Consider the following 17,973-nt stretch of genomic DNA (forward strand, 5'->3'; position numbering starts at 1 on the left):
GCCGGCCGCGCTTGCGGCGGCCGGCATCCCCACCATCGCTCGACCACGACGGAGAGACGCCACGTGACCACCACCGACATCCGACCCCGGACCCCCCTCGAGGACCGGCCCGCTGCCACGGACCGTCCGATCCGCGTGCTCTCCTTCCGCCAGCGGCTCAGCCGGTGGGACGTGAAGGTCTCGCCCTACCTCTACATCTCCCCGTTCTTCCTCATGTTCGCCGTCGTGGGGCTCTTCCCGATCGGCTTCACGGCGGTCATCTCGTTCCAGGAATGGGACCTGATCCGCAACTCCGGCACCTTCGTCGGGTTCGATCAGTACGCCTGGATCCTGAACGACCCCAAGTTCTGGGTCGCCCTCCGCAACACCTTCAGCATCTTCCTGCTGTCCACCGTCCCGCAGCTGCTCCTGGCGCTGTTCATCGCCGCGATGCTCGACCGCAACATCCGGGCGAAAACGTTCTGGCGCATGAGCGTGCTGCTCCCCTTCGTCATGGCCCCCGTCGCCGTCGCACTGATCTTCAGCAACATGTTCGGCGACGTGCACGGCCTCGTGAACAACGCGCTCGGCACGCTCGGACTCGAACCGATCGCCTGGCACAAGGATCCGTTCTGGAGCCACGTCGCGATCGCGACGATGGTCAACTTCCGCTGGACCGGCTACAACGCCCTCATCCTCCTGGCCGCCATGCAGGCGGTGCCTCGCGAGTACTACGAGGCGGCCACGGTCGACGGCGCCGGCGCCCTCCGGCAGTTCGTCAGCATCACGCTCCCGTCGCTCCGGCCGACGCTCATCTTCGTCATCATCACCTCGACGATTGGCGGTCTGCAGATCTTCGACGAGCCCCGCATGTTCGACAACACGGGTGAGGGTGGTGCGGCTCAGCAATGGCTGACGATCACGCTGTACCTCTACAACATCGGCTGGGGCGAGTTCAATTTCGGTCGCGCCGCCGCCCTCGCGTGGATCCTGTTCATCATCATCGTGGTGATCGGCCTCGTGAACCTCCTCATCACCCGCCGCCTCGTCCGTGACGAGGGTGGCCGCGGCGTCAAGATGCCGCGACGCGCACGAAAGGATGCCGGACGATGACCACCATCAGCGAGCCGCCCCTGGCCATCGTCGAAGAGAACATCCCGAACGCGGCGCGACGTCGCCGTGGCGAGCGGACCACCCGCATCCGCGGCGTCCGCGCCGGCTTCTGGGTCTACGTCGGACTCGGTGTCGTCGCCGTCTCGGCGATCTTCCCCTACTACTGGTCGTTCCTCATCGGCTCCGGCGACCAGTTCACGATCAACGACCCGAACATGTCGTGGATCCCCGGCGCGAACTTCGTGTCGAACGCGCTCTCGGTCATGAACGATCCGGCCGTCAACTTCTGGCTCGCGCTCTGGAACTCGATCTTCAGCTCGACGGTGATCGCGGCATCCGTCGTCGTCTTCTCGACGCTCGCGGGCTGGGCCTTCGCCAAGCTGCGCTTCCGCGGGAGCAAATTCCTGCTCGCCTTCGTCGTCGCGACGATGGCGGTGCCGATGCAGCTCGGTGTCGTTCCGCTCTACATCCTCTTCGCCGACATGGGGTGGACGGGCACCATCGGCGCGGTCATCGTCCCCGCACTCACGAGCGCATTCGGGGTGTTCTGGATGACGCAGTACATCGGCCAGACCGTTCCCGATGAGCTCATCGAGGCGGCGCGAGTCGACGGTGCGAGCCAGATCCGCACCTTCTGGACCGTCGGTGTCACCGCCGCACGTCCCGCCGCGGCGATGCTGTTCCTGTTCACGTTCGTCGGTGCCTGGAACCAGTTCTTCTGGCCGTTCATCGTGCTCGACCGGCAGAGCCCGACGCTTCCGGTCGCGCTGTCGCTCCTGCAGGCCAACTACTTCGTCGACTACTCCATCGTCCTCGCGGGCGTCCTGCTGGCCACCGTGCCCCTGATCCTGCTGTTCGTCTTCGCCGGCAAGCAGCTCGTGAGCGGCATCATGGCCGGCGCGGTCAAGGGCTGACGGGCATCCCGTGAACGTGCTTTCGCAGGAGTACTCTGCCCCCGTGCCCGCCTCCGTCTCACGCCCCTTCCCGACCGACTTCCTCTTCGGTGCCGCGACCGCCGCCTACCAGATCGAGGGTGCAGCCTTCGAGGACGGCCGGACCGCCTCGATCTGGGATGCCTTCAGCCGGGTCCCGGGCGCCGTCATCGGAGCCGACAACGGCGACGTCGCGTGCGACCACTACCACCGCTACCGGGGCGACGTCGCGCTCATGAAGGACCTCGGCCTCGAGACATACCGGTTCTCGACCTCGTGGTCGCGGGTCCGTCCTGACGGCGGACCGGTCAACGCGAAGGGCATCGACTTCTACGAGCGCCTCGTCGACGAGCTCTTGAGGGCCGGCATCCGTCCGTGGCTCACGCTGTACCACTGGGACCTGCCGCAGACGCTCGAAGAGCAGGGCGGGTGGACGGTGCGCGAGACGAGCGAGCGGTTCGCCGAGTACGCCCTGTCGGTCCACGACGCGCTGGGCGATCGGGTGTCGGACTGGACGACCCTCAACGAGCCGTGGTGCTCGTCGTTCCTCAGCTACACGGGCGGCATCCATGCCCCCGGTCGGTTCAGCATCGGTGACGGGATGCTGGCATCCCACCACCTGCTCCGCGGGCACGGCCTCGTGGTCGAGGAGCTCCGGCGCCGCGACCCCGCGCTGAACCTCGGCATCACCCTGAACCTCACCGTCGCCGAAGCCGCCGACCCGGCCAAGCCCGACGACGTCGACGCCGCGCGCCGGATCGACGGCCAGTTCAACCGGTGGTTCCTCGACCCGATCTTCCGGGGAAGCTACCCCGAGGACATCGTCTCGGACATCCGCGCCGTCGACCCCGACGCGGTCGCCCGCTTCGAGGCCGCCGTGCACCCGGGCGACGTCGACACGATCTCTCAGCGCCTCGACGTGCTGGGCGTGAACTATTACCACGGCGAGTTCGTCGGCGGCAGCGCCCCGGCCGACCCGCCCCTTCCCGGCGATGCGCCGACCGACCGCGTGGTGGGTTCGCCCTGGCCGGCGGGCGACGGCATCCACTGGTATGAGCGCGGCCTGCCGCGAACGGCGATGCACTGGGAAGTGCAGCCCGCGGGCCTGACCGTGCTCCTCGAGCGGGTCTGGGACGAGTACGCGAAGGATGCCGGAACGGCGCTGTTCGTGACCGAGAACGGCGCCGCCTTCGACGACGAGACCGTGGTCGAAGACGGTGACGTGCGGGTGCACGACGCCGATCGCGTCGAATTCCTCCGTGGTCACCTCGGCGCGATCCTCGACGCCGCCGATGCGGGCGTCGACGTGCGGGGCTACTTCTACTGGTCGCTGATGGACAACTTCGAGTGGGCGTGGGGGTACGACAAGCGGTTCGGCCTGATCCGGGTCGATTACGCCACGCAGGAACGGACGTTCAAGGACAGTGCTCTGGAGTATCGTCGGGTCATCGCTGCCCGAGCGATCGATTGACTGCACTCCCCGAGGTGGCCGTGTCCGAAACCCTTCACTCCCCGGTGACGAGCGCCTCCCCGGTGACGATCGAAGAGGTCGCCAGCGCGGCAGGGGTCTCGCGCTCCACCGTCTCGCGCGTCGTCAACGGCTCGACGGCGGTCAGCCCGGCGGCCCTCGCGGCCGTTCGCCAGGCGATCGACGAGCTCAACTACGTGCCCAACCGGGCCGCGCGGTCCCTGGCGAGTCGCGCCACGATGGCGGTCGCGCTCGTGGTTCCTGAGGACACGACCCGGTTCTTCGGCGATCCGTTCTTCGCGGCGATCGTGAGCGGCATCAACAAGCGGGTCTCGAAGTCCGACTACGTCCTCAACCTGATCATCGCGAGCGACGACCCTCACGACAAGGCGACGGAGTACCTCCGTAGCGGGGCCGTCGACGGCGCGATCATCGTCTCCCACCACACGAGCGACGCGTTCATCGACCGCATCGCCGCGGCCATGCCCGTCGTCTACGGCGGCCGCCCCGTCCGGCAGCGTGAGCGTGATTACTACGTCGACGTCGACAACGTCGAGGGAGCGCGCCTCGCGACGCAGCACCTCATCGACCAGGGGCGCACGCGTCTCGCGACGATCACGGGTCCCACGACCATGCCCGGTGGAATAGACCGCCTGACCGGCTTCCGTGAGGCGCTGGATGCCGCGGGCCTGTCATCCGTCGCCATCGAAGACGGCGACTTCACCGCCGCGGCCGCCGCTGCGGCCGCCAAGCGGATGATCGAGTCGGGCGTCGAGTTCGACGGCCTCTTCGTCGCCAGTGACCTCATGGCGCGCGGAGTGCTCGTCGAGCTGGCGCGCGCAGGGCTTCGCGTCCCCGAGGACGTCGCGATCGTCGGCTACGACGATTCACCCGTCGCCACCTCGGTGTCGCCGACTCTGACGACAGTGCGTCAGCCGTCGCTCGTGCAGGGAGAGGTCATGGCGGACATCCTGCTGACCCTCCTCGCGGGAGGGTTCCCCGAGCACGAGACGCTGCTCGAGACGCAGCTCATCGTGCGCGAATCCGCCTGAACGCGCTCACGCCACACTGGCGTGCAGGGTGTTGCGCCACGGGTCCGTGAAGGTCGTGGTGCGTCCGTCGTCCTCGATCTCGACGCGGTGGTGGCGCAGGCGCTCGCTGAGTTCGCCGAGGCTGTCGCGGTCGGGCAGCGCGAGGTCGACTCGTCCCAGGCCGAGCGCGGGCATCCGCGGACCCGCTCCGCGCGAGTTCCACACGTTCATCGCCATGTGATGGTGGTACCCGCCCGCACTCACGAAGAGAGCCGAACCGTCGAGTTCGGCGGTGACGTCGAAACCGAGGGTGTCGACGTAGAAGGCGCGTGCGGTGGTCACGTCCCCCACCGACAGGTGGACGTGACCGACGGATGCCGCATCGGCGGCCGTCGATCCCGCAGCCGCGGCATCCGTCAGGTGGTCTCGGATGAAGGCGTTCGGGTCGAGGTGCAGGGTGGCCATCTCGACCTGTCCGTGGGTCCACGACCAGGCACTGCGGTCGCGGTCCCAGTAGAGCTCGATGCCGTTGCCCTCGGGGTCGGTTGCGTAGAACGCCTGGCTGACGAGGTGGTCGGCGCTGCCGGTGAACGTTCCGGGTGCGTGCTGGGCGAGCGAGAACAGCGCGGCGGCCAGTGCCGTCTGCGATTCGAACAGGATGGCGGTGTGGAAGAGTCCCGCCGCACCGGCAGGCGCGTGGCGAAGCCCCGCCTCGTGGCGAAGGATGACGATCGCACGTCCCGCGCGGCCGAGGGTCACGGTGTCACCCTCGGCGGCGATGACCTGCAGAGTGACCACGTCGCGGTAGTACCGGGTCATCGCGTCGAGGTCGCCGACGAGCAGAGTCACCGCGCCCATCGAGGTGGTGGCCGCAAGGCGGTCCGGGGCAGACGCATTCATATGAATGGGTAACGCGCCGGACCGCTTTTCATTCCCGCGGTGACCGTCAGTCGGGGTCGCCGCCGAGCTGACCGATCGGGACGATCGGGCCGCCGTCATCCGCACCCGTCTTGCGAGCGCGGGCGATCGCGTTGCCGGCGTGGTAGATCACGAGCGCTGCCACGGTACCAAGCACGATGCCGCCGAACTGCAGCTGACCGAGGTCCATCGTGAAGTTCGCGATCGCGATGACGAAGGCGACGGCGACCGTGTACTGGTTCACGGGGCGCGAGAAGTCGACCTGGTTGTCGACCCAGATCTTGATGCCGATGACACCGATGAGGCCGTAGAGCGCCGTCGTCACGCCGCCGATGACGCCGTTCGGGATCGTGAACAGCACCGCGCCGACGACGGGCGAGAACGACAGGAGCACGGCGATGATGCCCGCCACCCAGTACGCGGCGGTCGAGTAGATGCGGGTCGCCGCCATGACGCCGATGTTCTCGCCGTAGGTGGTGGTGCCCGAGCCGCCGAAAGCGCCCGCGAGCGTCGTCGCGAGTCCGTCGGCGAGGAGGGCGCGACCGGTGCGCGTGTTGACGGTCGCGTCGCCGGTCATGGTCGCGACGCCGCGGACGTGTCCCACGTTCTCGGCGACGAGGACGAGGACCACCGGCAGGAACATCGGCAGCAGACCCCACGCGACAGGATCGCCGAAGGACGGCAGATGGAACGTCGGCAGACCGATCCACTGGTTGCTCTTGATGAGTGCGCTCACGGGCGCGAAGTCGACGCGCCCCATGATGAGCGCGGCGATGTAGCCGACGACGACGCCGAGGAAGATCGAGACGCGGCCGAGGATGCCGCGGAACAGCACTGCGCACAGGATGCTCGCGACCAGGGTGATGGTCGCGAGGACCGCGTCGGTCTTGAAGTTGTTCCACGCCGCCGGAGCGAGGTTGAGGCCGATGAGCGCGACGATCGCGCCGGAGACGACGGGCGGCATGAGCTTCTCGAGCCAGCGGGTGCCCGTGGCCTGTACGAGGAAGCCGATGCCCGCGAGCAAAATGCCGGCGACGAAGACGCCGACGAGCGCCTGGCCGATCTGCTCGGGGCTGTCGAGCGGCTTGCCCTGACCGGGACCGAAGGCCGTGATCGGCGCGATGAAGGCGAAGGACGACCCGAGGTAGCTGGGGAGCTTGTTACGGGTGAGGATCAAGAAAAGGAGCGTCCCGAGTCCCGAGAAGAGGAGCGTCGTGCTCACGGGGAAACCGGTCAGCAGCGGCACCAGGAACGTTGCGCCGAACATGGCGACGACGTGCTGGGCGCCGATGGCGATCGTGCTGCCCCAGCCGAGTCGCTCGCTGGGGGTGACGACGGCTCCGGGGGCGACGCGGCGGCCGTCACCGTGAAGGGTCCAGATGGGCATGCGCGTGCTCCTCAGGTGGTGGGGGGATGCCTGGGGTCAGGCTACCTGGGAGTCGGCTGAGCGCGTGGGAGCGACGGCGTCACGCAGCGGCGAGTCGGTCCAGGAGCTCCCGGTACTTCGCGGCGGTCTGCTCGACGACATCGGCCGGGACGGTGGGCGGCGTGCCCTGCTTGTCCCAGTTCGCGGCGAGCCAGTCGCGGACGATCTGCTTGTCGAAGCTCGCCATGCGGTCGGCCGGGGTCGCGCCGGTTCGCCAGGCGTCGGCGTCCCAGTACCGCGACGAGTCGCTCGTGAGCACCTCGTCGCCGAGGGTCAGGACGCCGTCGGCATCCACCCCGAACTCGAACTTCGTGTCGGCGAGGATGAGCCCGTTCGCCTCGGCGAGCGCGGCAGCGCGGCGGTAGATCTCAAGCGACGCGTCGCGCAGTTCGGTGGCACGAGCCTCGCCGACGAGCTCGACGGTGCGCTCGAACGAGATGTTCTCGTCGTGCTCGCCGAGCGGCGCCTTGTAGGCGGGGGTGAAGATCGGCTCCGGCAGGCGGTCGCCGTTGGCGAGGCCCGCGGGAAGGGGAATCCCGCACACCGTGCCGTCGGCCTGGTACTCGGCCCAGCCCGATCCCGTCAGGTAGCCGCGAACGACGCACTCGATCGGCTGCATGTCCAGCTCGTGGACGACCATGGCCCGACCGGCGACCTCGGCGGGCGGCTCCACGCCGTCCACGAGGTGGTTCGGAATCGACCGGCCGCCGTCGCCGCCGGCGAGCTGTGCGAACCACCAGAGGCTCAGTCGCGTGAGGAGCTCGCCCTTACCCGGGATGCCCGGGTCGAGCACGTGGTCGAAGGCGCTGACGCGATCGCTGGCGACCACGAGCATCCGTCTTTCATCGCCGTCTGCGGGGCGGTAGAGGTCCCGGACCTTGCCCGAGTACACGTGGGTCCATCCGGGCAGGGAAGTCGCGGCATCCGTCACCTGGCCATTATCGCGGGCGCGATGCCCCGTGCGTACCCTGGCGTCATGCGCCGACCACTGCTCGCCCTGGCCGCCCTCGCGCTCTCGCTCGGACTGAGCGGATGCATCTCGACGACAGGGGTGGATGACGAGACCCCGTCGCTGACGCCGACCGTCTCGCCCTCGCCCTCGCCGACGCCGACGCCGACGCCGGAACCCGAGGCCTCGGCAGACCCCTCCTACCGGATCCCCGCCGAGGCGCCGCTGGAGGCGTCCCGCCTGGTCTTCGAACGCGACGCGGTCGGCGTCGACCCCGTGACGTCCCTGAACGTGGCGAGCAGTGCCGTGCGTGGCCAGGACTACGTCCTCGAATTCGACTGCACCCCGAGCGACGCCTCGATCACGCTGTCGCTATCGCCGGCCGCGGGAGAGGACGATCCGCCGGCCACCGTCACCGGGCCGGTCTCGGTGACGCACGGCTGCAGCGCCTCGGGGCGCGCGACGGGAATTCGTGTCAACCGGATGGTCGGCGTTCAGATCTCGCTGGTGACCGATGACGCGGCCCGAGCGTGGGCGGTGCTGCAGCCCGCCGACTGACGTGTCCGCTCCTAGGCGTATAGTCCATATGGACTAATCGACCGGAGGGAGTCCCATGGCAGATGCCATCGCGCGGCTCACCCCGACCGCGATCATGCTGCTCGCGCTGTTGCACGAGGACGACATGCACACCTACGAGATGGTCCGGCTGCTCCGCGAACGCCGAGCCGATCGGATGATCGCCCTGACGCACGGGACGATCTACCACACGGTCGCGCGCCTCGAACGGCAGGGTCACATCGCCGAGGTCGGCAGCGACCGTGCCGGCAATCGCCCTGAACGGACGACGTACACGTTGACGGATGCCGGTGGCGCCGCCCTCCTCGACTGGATCCGACGCGAGCTCGTCTCGATCGACGACCCCGAGCGATTCCGCATCGCGCTGACGGAGGCGCACAACCTCGCGAGGAGCGAGGTGATCCCGCTGTTCGCGCAGCGCCGGGAGCTCCTCGTGGCATCCCTCGAGGCTCACCGCAGCGCCCGCGATCGCGCCGTTTCCCACGGATCGCATCCCCAGTTCCTCATCGAAGTCCATCGGCAGGCAGCCTTGCTCGCCGCCGACATCGCCTGGCTCGACGAAGCGGTCGAGTTCATCCGTCGTCCCGACACCGTCTGGGGTGTCGTCGACATCCCCGTCACCGACCGCTATCTGGCACAGAGAGAAGCCGCACGCGCATGAGCGAGAGCACGACCACCGTCCGCACCCCGGGCGCATCCGCAACTCCGAAGAATCCCTGGCCCGCCCTCTGGGCGCTCGTCATCGGGTTCTTCATGATCCTCGTCGACACGACGATCGTCTCGGTGGCGAACCCCGCCATCAAGGCTGCACTCGATCCCTCCACGGGCAATCTCGACAACGTGGTGTGGGTCACGTCGGCCTACCTGCTGACCTACGCCGTGCCGCTCCTCGTGACCGGCCGTCTCGGTGATCGCTTCGGGCCGAAGAACATCTACCTCATCGGGCTCGCGATCTTCACGATCGCCTCGCTCGCCTGCGGGCTGTCGGGCTCGCTCGAGATGCTCATCGCCGCGCGTGCGGCGCAGGGCCTGGGCGCCGCGCTCATGACCCCGCAGACGATGGCTGTCATCACCCGCACCTTCCCGGCCGAGCGGCGCGGCGCGGCGATGGGCCTGTGGGGTGCGACCGCCGGTGTCGCCACCCTCGTCGGGCCGCTCGCGGGCGGTCTGCTCGTCGACGGCTTCGGCTGGGAGTGGATCTTCTTCGTGAACATCCCGGTCGGTGTCATCGCCTTCGTCCTCGCGTGGCGTCTCGTGCCGCAGCTGCCGACCCACCCGCACCGCTTCGACATCCTGGGCGTCGTGCTCAGCGCCGTCGCGCTGTTCCTCATCGTCTTCGGGCTCCAGGAGGGCGACCACTATGACTGGGCGCCGTGGGTGTGGGGCATGATCGCTGCCGGCGTCGTGGTCCTCGCCGTCTTCATCTGGACGCAGGCGCGCACGAAGAGCGAACCGCTCGTGCCGCTCGACCTGTTCCGCGACCGCAACTTCGCGATCTCCAATCTCGCCATCGCGGCAGTCGGTTTCACCGTCACGAGCATGGCGTTGCCGATGGCCTTCTTCACGCAGCTCGCCCGCGGTCTCACCCCGACCGAGTCGGCACTCCTCCTCATCCCGATGGCGGTGCTGTCGGGTGTGCTCGCCCCCTTCGCGGGTCGCATCCTCGACCGTGTCGACCCGCGGGTGCTCCTGGTGCCGGGGCTGTCGCTCATGGTGATCGGTCTGGTCGGCTATGTGCTGCTGATGAACACCGACGCGCCCATCCTGCTGCTGCTCATCCCCTCGGCGATCATCGGTGTCGCGAACGCCGGCATGTGGGGCCCGCTCGCGACGACCGCGACGCGGAACCTCCCGCCGCAGCAGGCGGGCGCCGGCTCGGGCATCTACAACACGACCCGCACGATCGGATCGGTCATCGGCTCTGCCGCGATCGCCGGCGTCATGCAGTCCCGCCTCGAGGCGAACCTGCCCGGCGCGGGTGGCGCCGCCAGTGGCGACTTCGGAGCTGGCGAAGGGATGCCGCCGGCCATCGCCGAGGGATTCTCGACCGCCATGGGTCAGTCCATGCTGCTGCCGGCCGCCGTCATCGCGCTCGGCGTCGTGATGGTGCTGTTCCTGCGCCGCCCCGCGCACCTCGCGCAGCGCTGAGCCCTCAGCGCCGGGGTTTCAGCCCGCGGCGCGCTGTTCTCAGCCCGCGGCGCGAAGGGCGATGTCGCGCCGGTAGTGCGCGCCCTCGAGTGAGATCTGCTCGAGGGCCGCGTACGCCCGGTCGCGCGCGTCGGCGAGGTCGCTGCCCACGGCCACGACGTTCAGCACACGTCCGCCGGTCGCGATGAGCTCGCCGTCGGAGTGAGCCGTCGCCGCATGGGCGAGGTGCACGCCGTCGACGGATGCCGCGGCCTCCGTTCCCGTGAGGGGGCGACCGGTGACCGGCTTCTCGGGGTATCCCTCGCTCGCCAGCACGACGGTGACGGCGGCGTCGGACGCGAACTCGAGCGCCGGCTCCGACTCGAGCGTTCCGCTCGCCGAGGCGAGCAGGAGGCGCGACAGCGGCGTACGCAGTCGCGGCAGGACGACCTGCGTCTCGGGGTCGCCGAAGCGCGCGTTGAACTCGATCACCTTGACGCCCGCGTCGGTGAGGATGAGGCCCGCGTAGAGCAGTCCGATGAACGGCGTCCCCTCGGCATCCAGCTGACGGATCACCGGCTCGGCGACCTCGGCGGTCACCTGCGCGACGAAAGCATCCTCGCTCCCGAAGCGGTCGGCGAGCCAGGGGAGCGGGGAGTAGGCGCCCATGCCTCCCGTGTTGGGGCCCTCGTCGCCGTCGAGTGCCCGCTTGAAGTCCTGGGCGGGGCTGAGCGCGCGAACGGTGTCGCCGTCGCTGAGGAAGAAGAGTGACACCTCGGGGCCGGCGAGGAACTCCTCGACGAGCACGGGGCCGCTCGGCAGGTACGTGTCGGCGTGGGAGAGGGCCGCGTCGCGGTCGGACGTCACGATGACGCCCTTGCCGGCGGCGAGGCCGTCGGCCTTCACGACGTAGGGGGCACCGAACTCGTCGATCGCCGCGGCCACCTCGTCGCGGGTCTGCGCGCGTGCCGCGCGTCCGGTCGGGACACCGGCGGCATCCATGACCCGCTTCGCGAACGCCTTCGACCCCTCCATCTGCGCCGCAGCCTTGCCGGGACCGAAGACGGGGATGCCGCGCTCGCGCAGGGCGTCGGCGACACCGGCGACGAGGGGGGCTTCGGGGCCGATCACGACGAGGTCGATGTGCTCCTCGTTCGCATACCGGGTGACGGCGGCGGGATCGTTCTGGTCGAGATCCGCCACGAGCGTCGCGTTCGCGGCGATGCCGGCGTTGCCGGGAGCCGCGAAGATCTCGTGCCCGGCGCCTTCGGCGACCAGAGCGAGGATGATGGCGTGCTCGCGCGCGCCCGAGCCGAGGACCAGGATCTTCACCCCGTCAGACTACCGACCGGCGCTCGCGCGTTACGGTGTCATCCATGCCCCGCACCATCAGCACCGGTGACGGTCGCGACGCCCTCGCCGCCGTCGCCACCGGCTCGGCAGCGCGAGCCGAACTGGCCACCGCGGTCCGCTATCTCCTTCAGCTGCTGGTCGAGAAGGCCCCGGGCAACTCGGTCGAGGTGCGCGTGCCACCCTTCGGCGCCGTCCAGGTCGTCGAGGGCCCGCGGCACACGCGCGGCACTCCGCCCAACGTCATCGAGACGGATGCCGCAACCTGGATCGCGCTCGCCACCGGACGAACCACGTGGGCCGACGCCGTCACCGCCGGCACCGTCCACGCATCGGGCGTCCGGGCGAACCTCGACGGGCTCCTCCCGCTGAGGCCGTGATGAGCTCTTCCGGGATCCGTCCGTAGCTCCTCCCCCCGGTACGATCGCCTGCGGAGAGGAACGGCATGCACGCACGGCACCCCGGGGTGGACGCTCGTTCCCCGATCTTCGCGCTCGCGCTCGCCGTGGCGTTCGCGCCGGTCCTCGGCGCGGTGGAACCGGCCCACGCGGCAGCGCGCAGCTGCATCGTCTCCGAAGCGAAAGCCGTATGGGATGCCGGTGCATCCGACGTCGAGGCAGGCGGCGCCGTCGCGGCGGCCGACGGCATCCTCACCTTCACCGACGGAACCGGCGTGGTCGAACCCGTCGGTCCGACCGGCAGCATCAGCTTCGACGGGACCCTCGTCTACACGAGCGCGGCCGGCGTGAAGACGACCCTGTCCGCACCGACCATCGTGATCGACGGCACCCGGGGGACGCTCCTCTTCGACGTCCAGCCCGAGGGCACCGACCTCGTCCCGCAGGCGCCGCTGGCCGACGTCGACCTCGGCGCCGCTGCCGTCTCCGAGTCGGGTGACGCCCTCAACCTCGATGGAGTCGGGGCCGCCACCGACCCGACCGGTCAGGGACGCGACGTGCTGTGGTCCGGCATGCTCGGCGGCATTGATCTCACCATCGCCGCCGACTGCGCCACCGCTGAGGCTTCGACCGGGCCCTCGGCCGCCCCCGCTCCCGCGGACGCGGAGGAGGATGCCGGGGGCACCGGCATCCTCGTCCCGGTCATCGTGGTGGGGGTCGCCGCTCTCCTGGCCGCGCTCCTCGCGGTCGGATCGGTCCAGCGCCGCAAGCGCAACAGCGCTCGCGCGGCGCAGCCGGAGCAGGTGCACGACCCGCTTCCGTGAGGCGGGGGTGGACAATGGACTCATGGCCGAGCATTCCGAAACGCACGTCGAGTCCGCGGAACTGCGGCGGAGCCCCCGGTTCGCTGCGTTCTTCGGTGTGGGAGCGGCGCTCGGCATCCTCATCGCCCTCATCCTGACCTTCGCGTTCGGCGACGGTCAGATCAGCGAGAGCACGGGAGCGCGCTACTCGCAGAGCCAGGTGTTCGGCTTCCTGCTGCTGGGCTGCGTACCAGTCGGTGTCGCGCTGGGCGGTGTCGTCGCGCTCGTCTTCGACCGCGTCCTCGGACGCCGACAGCGGACCGTGCAGATCGAGCGCGAGCGGGTCGAAACCGACGAGTGACCGGATCTCAGGCGAGTTCGGCGATGATCGGCTGAATCGCCGGATCGAACGCGGCCACGTCGCCGCGGAGCCCGTCCGTCACCGCGATCGTGAGAGACCCGATCCACCAGACGCCGCGCTGCGTCAGCGGGAGCACCTGCACGTTCAGTTCGAACGAGTGGGCCCGGCGCCCGACCCGGCGTTCGTGCTCCGCGATCGCGCTGGCGTAGGCGCGGTAGCTGCTGGCCGATCCCGATCGCGCCTGGAGCGCGTAGCGATCGCTCGCCCGGCGCGCGAACGCCACCGCGGCCTCAGCCAGCGGCGCCATGGCGGCGCGCAGCTCGTCGAATCCGTCGACGGGGAGGACGGCAAGGGTCTCGAACCCGTCCACCAGGTCGAGGGGCACGGGGGAGGGGTGAGCCTGGGGCTCGACAGCCATCGCCCAATACGCCAGCCATTGCCGCTCCAACAGGCGCGCGTCGTCGTCGTCCTCGGGCTGCGCGCTCGGTGCGCCGCGCAGGTGGGGCAGCTCTTCCGGAGCACGGATGCCGAGGGCCTGGCGCACGAACAGCGCGACGATCACCGTCGCGCTCGCGTCTTCCCGCACGACCCACTCGGGCCGCTCAGCCCCACTCATGCGCACATCCTATGGCTCGGCTGTGCTCAGCGTCCCGTCAGCCGAGTGGCGGATGAGGGGGCCCGGTGGCCGGTAGGCTGTGCGGGTGGCCTCCACCCCCACCAATCCCTATTCCGCTGCCGGCGTCGACACCGCGGCGGGGGACCTCGCCGTTGAGTTGATGAAATCGGCCGTCCGCCGAACCCAGGGCCCTGAGGTCCTCGGTGGCGTCGGCGGCTTCGCAGGCCTCTTCGACGCATCCGCTCTGCTCGGCTACGCCAAGCCGCTGCTCGCGACCTCGACCGACGGTGTCGGCACGAAGGTCGCGATCGCGCAGGCGATCGACAAGCACGACACGATCGGCCAGGACCTCGTCGGCATGGTCGTCGACGACATCGTCGTGGTCGGCGCCAAGCCGCTGTTCATGACGGACTACATCGCCACGGGCAAGGTGTTCCCCGAGCGCATCGCCGACATCGTGCGCGGCATCGCCGACGGCTGCACGGCCACCGGCACCGCGCTCGTGGGCGGCGAGACCGCCGAGCACCCCGGACTCCTGGGCATCAACGACTACGACGTCGCGGGCGCGGCGACGGGTGTCGTCGAAGCGGATGCCGTCCTCGGCGCCGATCGAGTGCGCTCGGGCGATGTCGTGCTGGCCCTCGCCTCGAGCGGCCCGCACTCCAACGGCTACTCGCTGATCCGCCACATCATCGCCAACGCGGGCATCGGCTACGGCGACAACGCCGCCGACTTCGGTCGCACGTGGGGCGAGGAACTGCTCGAGCCGACGCGGCTCTACACCTCACCGCTGCTGCGCGCGATCGACGCGCACCCCGGCGCGATCCACTCGCTGAGCCATGTCACGGGCGGCGGCATCGCGGCCAACCTCGCGCGCGTCCTGCCCGTCGGCACATGGGTCGACGTCGACCGCTCCACCTGGTCGCCGTCCTCCGTGTTCCGCGTCCTCGCCGACATCGGCGGGCTGTCGCTGGAGCAGACCGAGGGCACCTGGAACCTGGGCGTCGGCTTCCTCGCGGTCGTATCGGCCGATGTCGCCGAGGCCGCGGCATCCACTCTCTCTGCGGAGGGCATCCACACCTGGCAGGTCGGGACGGTGTCGGACACGACGCTGCCCGCCGGCGACTACGAGCAGGGCGCGAAGGGCGTCGACGGTGGCGCAGTGCGCCTGGTCGGCTCCTACGCAGAAACGGACTGAGCTACACCAATGTGCGGAATCGTCGGCGTCGTCGCTCAGGGACCCGCCAACCAAGAGGTCTATGACGCCCTGCTGCTGCTGCAGCACCGCGGGCAGGACTCGACCGGCATCGCCACGGCCGAGTCGAGCGGGATCTTCCACATCGCGAAGAACCGCGGCATGGTGCGTGAGGCGTTCCGCACCCGCGACATGCGCTCGCTGCTCGGCACGATCGGCCTCGGACACGTGCGGTACGCCACGAAGGGCACGGCGTCGAACGAGGAAGAGGCGCAGCCCTTCTACGTCAACGCTCCGTACGGCATCGTCCTCGTGCACAACGGCAACCTGACGAACACGCGCGAACTGACGGAGGAGCTCTTCCGCACCGATCGTCGCCACCTCAACACGAGTTCCGACACCGAGCTGCTCGTCAACGTCCTCGCCAACGAACTGCAGCAGGTCATCTCGGGGCTCGAGCTCGACCACGAGCAGATCTTCGAGGCCGTGACCCGCGTGCACCAGCGCGTCGAGGGCTCGTACGCCGCCATCGCGCTCATCGCCGGCTACGGCCTGCTCGCGTTCCGCGATCCCTTCGGCATCCGTCCTCTCATCCTCGGCACCCGCAAGGCCGAGAACGGGCACTACGAGTGGACCGTGGCCTCCGAGTCGCTCGTCCTCGAGAACGGCGGCTTCGAGGTCGTCCGCGACGTCGAGCCGGGTGAGGCGATCTTCATCGACCTCGAGGGCAACCTGTTCACCCAGCAGGTCACGCCGAACCCCAAGCTCATCCCCTGCTCGTTCGAGTACGTCTATCTCGCCCGGCCCGACTCGGTCATGAACGGCATCTCGGTCTACGAGGCGCGGCTGCGGATGGGCGAGCGTCTCGCCGACACGATCGCGAAGTACACGCCCGAGGGGTCGATCGACGTCGTCATGCCGATCCCGGACTCGTCGCGCCCCGCCGCGATGCAGGTCGCGCGCAAGCTCGGCATCGAGTACCGCGAGGGCTTCTACAAGAACCGCTACATCGGCCGGACGTTCATCATGCCCGGCCAGGCGATCCGCAAGAAGAGCGTGCGACAGAAGCTCAATGCGATGTCGACCGAGTTCAAGGGCAAGAACGTCCTCCTCATCGACGACTCGATCGTGCGGGGGACGACCTCGCGAGAGATCATCCAGATGGCACGGGATGCCGGGGCGAAGTCGGTCACGTTTGCGTCGGCGGCGCCGCCCATCCGCTTCCCGCACGTGTACGGCATCAACATGCCGTCCCGTCATGAACTGGTCGCCTACAACCGGACGATCCCCGAGATCGCCGAGGAGCTCGGCTGCGATTACCTGGTCTACCAGGAGATCGAAGACCTCAAGGCGGCCATCCTCGAGGGTGCTCCCGACGTCGAGGATCTCGACATGAGCTGCTTCGACGGCCGGTACGTCACGGGCACCGTGAGCGATGAGTACCTCGCCTGGGTCGAGGGCACCCAGGAGTCCTGACCCGGCCTAGGCTGGATCAGGTGACGTCTTCCGATCCCCGCGCCCAGCGACGGGGTCGGATCCTCGCCCTCGTCGGCATCGTCCTCCTCGCGTTCTCGCTGCGGTCGGCGGTCGCCTCGCTGTCGCCGCTCTTCGACGCGATCGGTGCGGAGTTCACCCTCCCCGCGGCGGTCCTCGGCCTCATCGGCACCGTTCCGCCGCTGTGCTTCGCCGTGTTCGGCCTCCTCGCCTCGGGCTTCGAGCGGCGTTTCGGCCTCGAACGCACGGCGCTCGTCGCGCTCGGGGCCGTCGCGGTCGGGCTCGTCGCCCGCGGTGCAGCGACCGACGCCTACGGACTGCTCCTCGGCTCGGCGGTCATCTTCGCCGGCGTCGGTGTCGGCAACGTGCTCCTGCCGGCGCTCGTGAAGAAGTACTTCCCCGACCGCATCGGTCTGCTCACCACCGTCTACTCGACGATGATGGCGATCTCGACCTTCATGCCGCCCCTGGTCGCTGTGCCCATCGCGGATGCCGCCGGGTGGCGCGTCTCGCTCGGAGTCTGGTCGGTGTTCGCCCTCGCCGGGCTCGCGCCCTGGATCGTGCTCGCCGTCCGTGCGCGCCGGGCCGCGGTCGATGTCGACCTCGAGCCGGTCAGCACCCGCGTGTTCGCCCGCCTGTGGCGCCTTCCGACGGCATGGGCGCTCGCCGTCACCTTCTTCGCCTCAAGCTCTGTCGCGTACACGTCGTTCGCGTGGCTGCCGAAGATCCTCGTCGACACGGCGGGCGTCACGCCCCAGGTCGCCGGCATCCTGCTGTCGCTGTTCGCCCTGATCGGCCTGCCGGCGTCGCTCGTGGTGCCGGCGCTCGTCGCGCGGCGCGGCATCGTCATGCCCCTGTTCGTCATCGCTTCGGTCGCGGGAGTGCTCGGCGCCGGGGGACTGCTGGTGGCCCCGGCATCCGCTCCCTGGCTGTGGGTGTCGCTGCTCGGTACGCTGCCGCTGCTGTTCCCGCTGGTGCTGACGTCGGTGGGACTCCGCACGCGCACGCACGACGCGACGGTCGCCCTCAGCTCGTTCGCGCAGAGCCTCGGCTACGGCGTGACGATGTTCATCCCGTTGAGCGTCGGACTGATGCACGACGCGAGCGGATCCTGGACGGGTCCGCTAATCATCCTGGTCGCAATCTCACTGCTCGCGCTCCCCGCGGGCGTGGTGATCGCGCGACGGAAGACGGTCGAACAGGAGTGGGAGCTACGCCACGGTCCGTGGTGAGGACG

At 69.4% G+C, this 17,973-nt stretch carries 18 protein-coding genes; 13 read left to right on the forward strand and 5 right to left on the reverse strand.

The window, feature by feature from the left end; all coding sequences use genetic code 11:
- Positions 1-63: 63 nt before the first annotated feature.
- From MO1_RS00095 to MO1_RS00110, 4 genes are read left to right on the forward strand one after another with little or no spacing between them, the layout of a single operon-like run.
- On the forward strand, positions 64-1,092 hold the full coding sequence (locus tag MO1_RS00095; protein WP_036311019.1) for a carbohydrate ABC transporter permease: 1,029 nt from the start codon (positions 64-66) through the stop codon (positions 1,090-1,092).
- The gene (locus tag MO1_RS00100) at positions 1,089-2,006 is read left to right on the forward strand and encodes a carbohydrate ABC transporter permease (RefSeq protein ID WP_060914858.1); all 918 of its coding nucleotides are present in this window, start codon (positions 1,089-1,091) and stop codon (positions 2,004-2,006) included. Before MO1_RS00095 ends, MO1_RS00100 begins: the two co-directional genes overlap by 4 nt.
- 43 nt (positions 2,007-2,049) lie before the next feature.
- Positions 2,050-3,495 carry a GH1 family beta-glucosidase gene (locus MO1_RS00105; protein ID WP_060914859.1) on the forward strand — a complete coding sequence of 482 codons (1,446 nt, stop codon included), beginning with the start codon at positions 2,050-2,052 and terminating at the stop codon, positions 3,493-3,495.
- A gap of 44 nt (positions 3,496-3,539) precedes the next feature.
- Positions 3,540-4,544, forward strand: coding sequence for a LacI family DNA-binding transcriptional regulator (locus tag MO1_RS00110; protein WP_036311012.1), 1,005 nt, complete (start codon positions 3,540-3,542; stop codon positions 4,542-4,544).
- Between the two features lie 6 nt (positions 4,545-4,550).
- Here the strand turns inward: MO1_RS00110 and MO1_RS00115 are convergent, their stop codons facing one another.
- The 3 genes from MO1_RS00115 to MO1_RS00125 form a co-directional block, all read right to left on the reverse strand.
- Positions 4,551-5,423 carry a VOC family protein gene (locus MO1_RS00115; protein ID WP_060914860.1) on the reverse strand — a complete coding sequence of 291 codons (873 nt, stop codon included), beginning with the start codon at positions 5,421-5,423 and terminating at the stop codon, positions 4,551-4,553.
- A 46-nt stretch (positions 5,424-5,469) separates the two neighbouring features.
- Complete coding sequence (locus MO1_RS00120; RefSeq protein WP_036311008.1) at positions 5,470-6,828, reverse strand: uracil-xanthine permease family protein; 1,359 nt, start codon at positions 6,826-6,828, stop codon at positions 5,470-5,472.
- A gap of 79 nt (positions 6,829-6,907) precedes the next feature.
- Entirely contained in the window at positions 6,908-7,798 is an 891-nt protein-coding gene (locus MO1_RS00125; RefSeq protein ID WP_036311006.1) for a phosphoribosylaminoimidazolesuccinocarboxamide synthase, read from the reverse strand.
- 45 nt (positions 7,799-7,843) lie between these two features.
- Here MO1_RS00125 and MO1_RS00130 point away from each other — a divergent pair, with 45 nt between their 5' ends.
- From MO1_RS00130 to MO1_RS00140, 3 genes are read left to right on the forward strand one after another with little or no spacing between them, the layout of a single operon-like run.
- The gene (locus tag MO1_RS00130; RefSeq protein WP_060914861.1) at positions 7,844-8,374 is read left to right on the forward strand and encodes a hypothetical protein; all 531 of its coding nucleotides are present in this window, start codon (positions 7,844-7,846) and stop codon (positions 8,372-8,374) included.
- Between the two features lie 55 nt (positions 8,375-8,429).
- Positions 8,430-9,053, forward strand: a complete 624-nt coding sequence (locus tag MO1_RS00135) for a PadR family transcriptional regulator (protein ID WP_036311004.1) — start codon at positions 8,430-8,432, stop codon at positions 9,051-9,053.
- Positions 9,050-10,540 carry an MFS transporter gene (locus MO1_RS00140; RefSeq protein WP_060914862.1) on the forward strand — a complete coding sequence of 497 codons (1,491 nt, stop codon included), beginning with the start codon at positions 9,050-9,052 and terminating at the stop codon, positions 10,538-10,540. Before MO1_RS00135 ends, MO1_RS00140 begins: the two co-directional genes overlap by 4 nt.
- A 39-nt stretch (positions 10,541-10,579) precedes the next feature.
- On the opposite strand, the gene purD is transcribed toward MO1_RS00140, so the two are convergent.
- Positions 10,580-11,851, reverse strand: coding sequence for a phosphoribosylamine--glycine ligase (gene purD, locus MO1_RS00145; RefSeq protein ID WP_036311000.1), 1,272 nt, complete (start codon positions 11,849-11,851; stop codon positions 10,580-10,582).
- Positions 11,852-11,895: 44 nt separating this feature from the next.
- Here purD and MO1_RS00150 point away from each other — a divergent pair, with 44 nt between their 5' ends.
- The 3 genes from MO1_RS00150 to MO1_RS00160 all read left to right on the forward strand — a co-directional run bounded on the left by MO1_RS00150 (position 11,896) and on the right by MO1_RS00160 (position 13,431).
- Entirely contained in the window at positions 11,896-12,249 is a 354-nt protein-coding gene (locus MO1_RS00150; protein WP_060914863.1) for a sterol carrier family protein, read from the forward strand.
- A gap of 65 nt (positions 12,250-12,314) precedes the next feature.
- Complete coding sequence (locus MO1_RS00155; protein WP_082724337.1) at positions 12,315-13,091, forward strand: HtaA domain-containing protein; 777 nt, start codon at positions 12,315-12,317, stop codon at positions 13,089-13,091.
- Between the two features lie 22 nt (positions 13,092-13,113).
- A complete protein-coding gene (locus MO1_RS00160) occupies positions 13,114-13,431 on the forward strand; it encodes a hypothetical protein (RefSeq protein WP_036310991.1) in 318 nt (105 codons plus the stop codon).
- Positions 13,432-13,438: 7 nt separating this feature from the next.
- On the opposite strand, the gene MO1_RS00165 is transcribed toward MO1_RS00160, so the two are convergent.
- A complete protein-coding gene (locus MO1_RS00165; RefSeq protein WP_036310989.1) occupies positions 13,439-14,047 on the reverse strand; it encodes a hypothetical protein in 609 nt (202 codons plus the stop codon).
- Between the two features lie 79 nt (positions 14,048-14,126).
- Between MO1_RS00165 and purM the strand changes: the two genes are divergently transcribed.
- Genes purM through MO1_RS00180 form a run of 3 tightly spaced genes read left to right on the forward strand, consistent with a single transcriptional unit; the run spans position 14,127 to position 17,968 of the window.
- Positions 14,127-15,245: a phosphoribosylformylglycinamidine cyclo-ligase gene (gene purM / locus MO1_RS00170; RefSeq protein WP_036310987.1), complete on the forward strand. Its 1,119-nt coding sequence runs from the start codon at positions 14,127-14,129 to the stop codon at positions 15,243-15,245.
- A 9-nt stretch (positions 15,246-15,254) separates the two neighbouring features.
- Positions 15,255-16,718: an amidophosphoribosyltransferase gene (gene purF / locus MO1_RS00175; protein ID WP_036310985.1), complete on the forward strand. Its 1,464-nt coding sequence runs from the start codon at positions 15,255-15,257 to the stop codon at positions 16,716-16,718.
- Between the two features lie 20 nt (positions 16,719-16,738).
- Positions 16,739-17,968, forward strand: a complete 1,230-nt coding sequence (locus MO1_RS00180) for an MFS transporter (RefSeq protein ID WP_060914865.1) — start codon at positions 16,739-16,741, stop codon at positions 17,966-17,968.
- The last annotated feature ends 5 nt before the right edge of the window (positions 17,969-17,973 follow it).

Source organism: Microbacterium oleivorans NBRC 103075, from assembly GCF_001552475.1.
Taxonomy (GTDB): domain Bacteria; phylum Actinomycetota; class Actinomycetes; order Actinomycetales; family Microbacteriaceae; genus Microbacterium; species Microbacterium oleivorans.

Bases quoted from the DNA above. Each gene is read 5' to 3' on its own strand.
- purF (WP_036310985.1), top strand. From the start codon at position 15,255: ATGTGCGGAATCGTCGGCGTCGTCGCTCAGGGACCCGCCAACCAAGAG.
- MO1_RS00130 (WP_060914861.1), top strand. From the start codon at position 7,844: ATGCGCCGACCACTGCTCGCCCTGGCCGCCCTCGCGCTCTCGCTCGGA.
- MO1_RS00100 (WP_060914858.1), top strand. From the start codon at position 1,089: ATGACCACCATCAGCGAGCCGCCCCTGGCCATCGTCGAAGAGAACATC.
- MO1_RS00115 (WP_060914860.1), bottom strand. From the start codon at position 5,423: ATGAATGCGTCTGCCCCGGACCGCCTTGCGGCCACCACCTCGATGGGC.
- MO1_RS00135 (WP_036311004.1), top strand. From the start codon at position 8,430: ATGGCAGATGCCATCGCGCGGCTCACCCCGACCGCGATCATGCTGCTC.
- MO1_RS00165 (WP_036310989.1), bottom strand. From the start codon at position 14,047: ATGAGTGGGGCTGAGCGGCCCGAGTGGGTCGTGCGGGAAGACGCGAGC.
- MO1_RS00140 (WP_060914862.1), top strand. From the start codon at position 9,050: ATGAGCGAGAGCACGACCACCGTCCGCACCCCGGGCGCATCCGCAACT.
- MO1_RS00150 (WP_060914863.1), top strand. From the start codon at position 11,896: ATGCCCCGCACCATCAGCACCGGTGACGGTCGCGACGCCCTCGCCGCC.
- MO1_RS00160 (WP_036310991.1), top strand. From the start codon at position 13,114: ATGGCCGAGCATTCCGAAACGCACGTCGAGTCCGCGGAACTGCGGCGG.
- MO1_RS00120 (WP_036311008.1), bottom strand. From the start codon at position 6,828: ATGCCCATCTGGACCCTTCACGGTGACGGCCGCCGCGTCGCCCCCGGA.
- MO1_RS00155 (WP_082724337.1), top strand. From the start codon at position 12,315: ATGCACGCACGGCACCCCGGGGTGGACGCTCGTTCCCCGATCTTCGCG.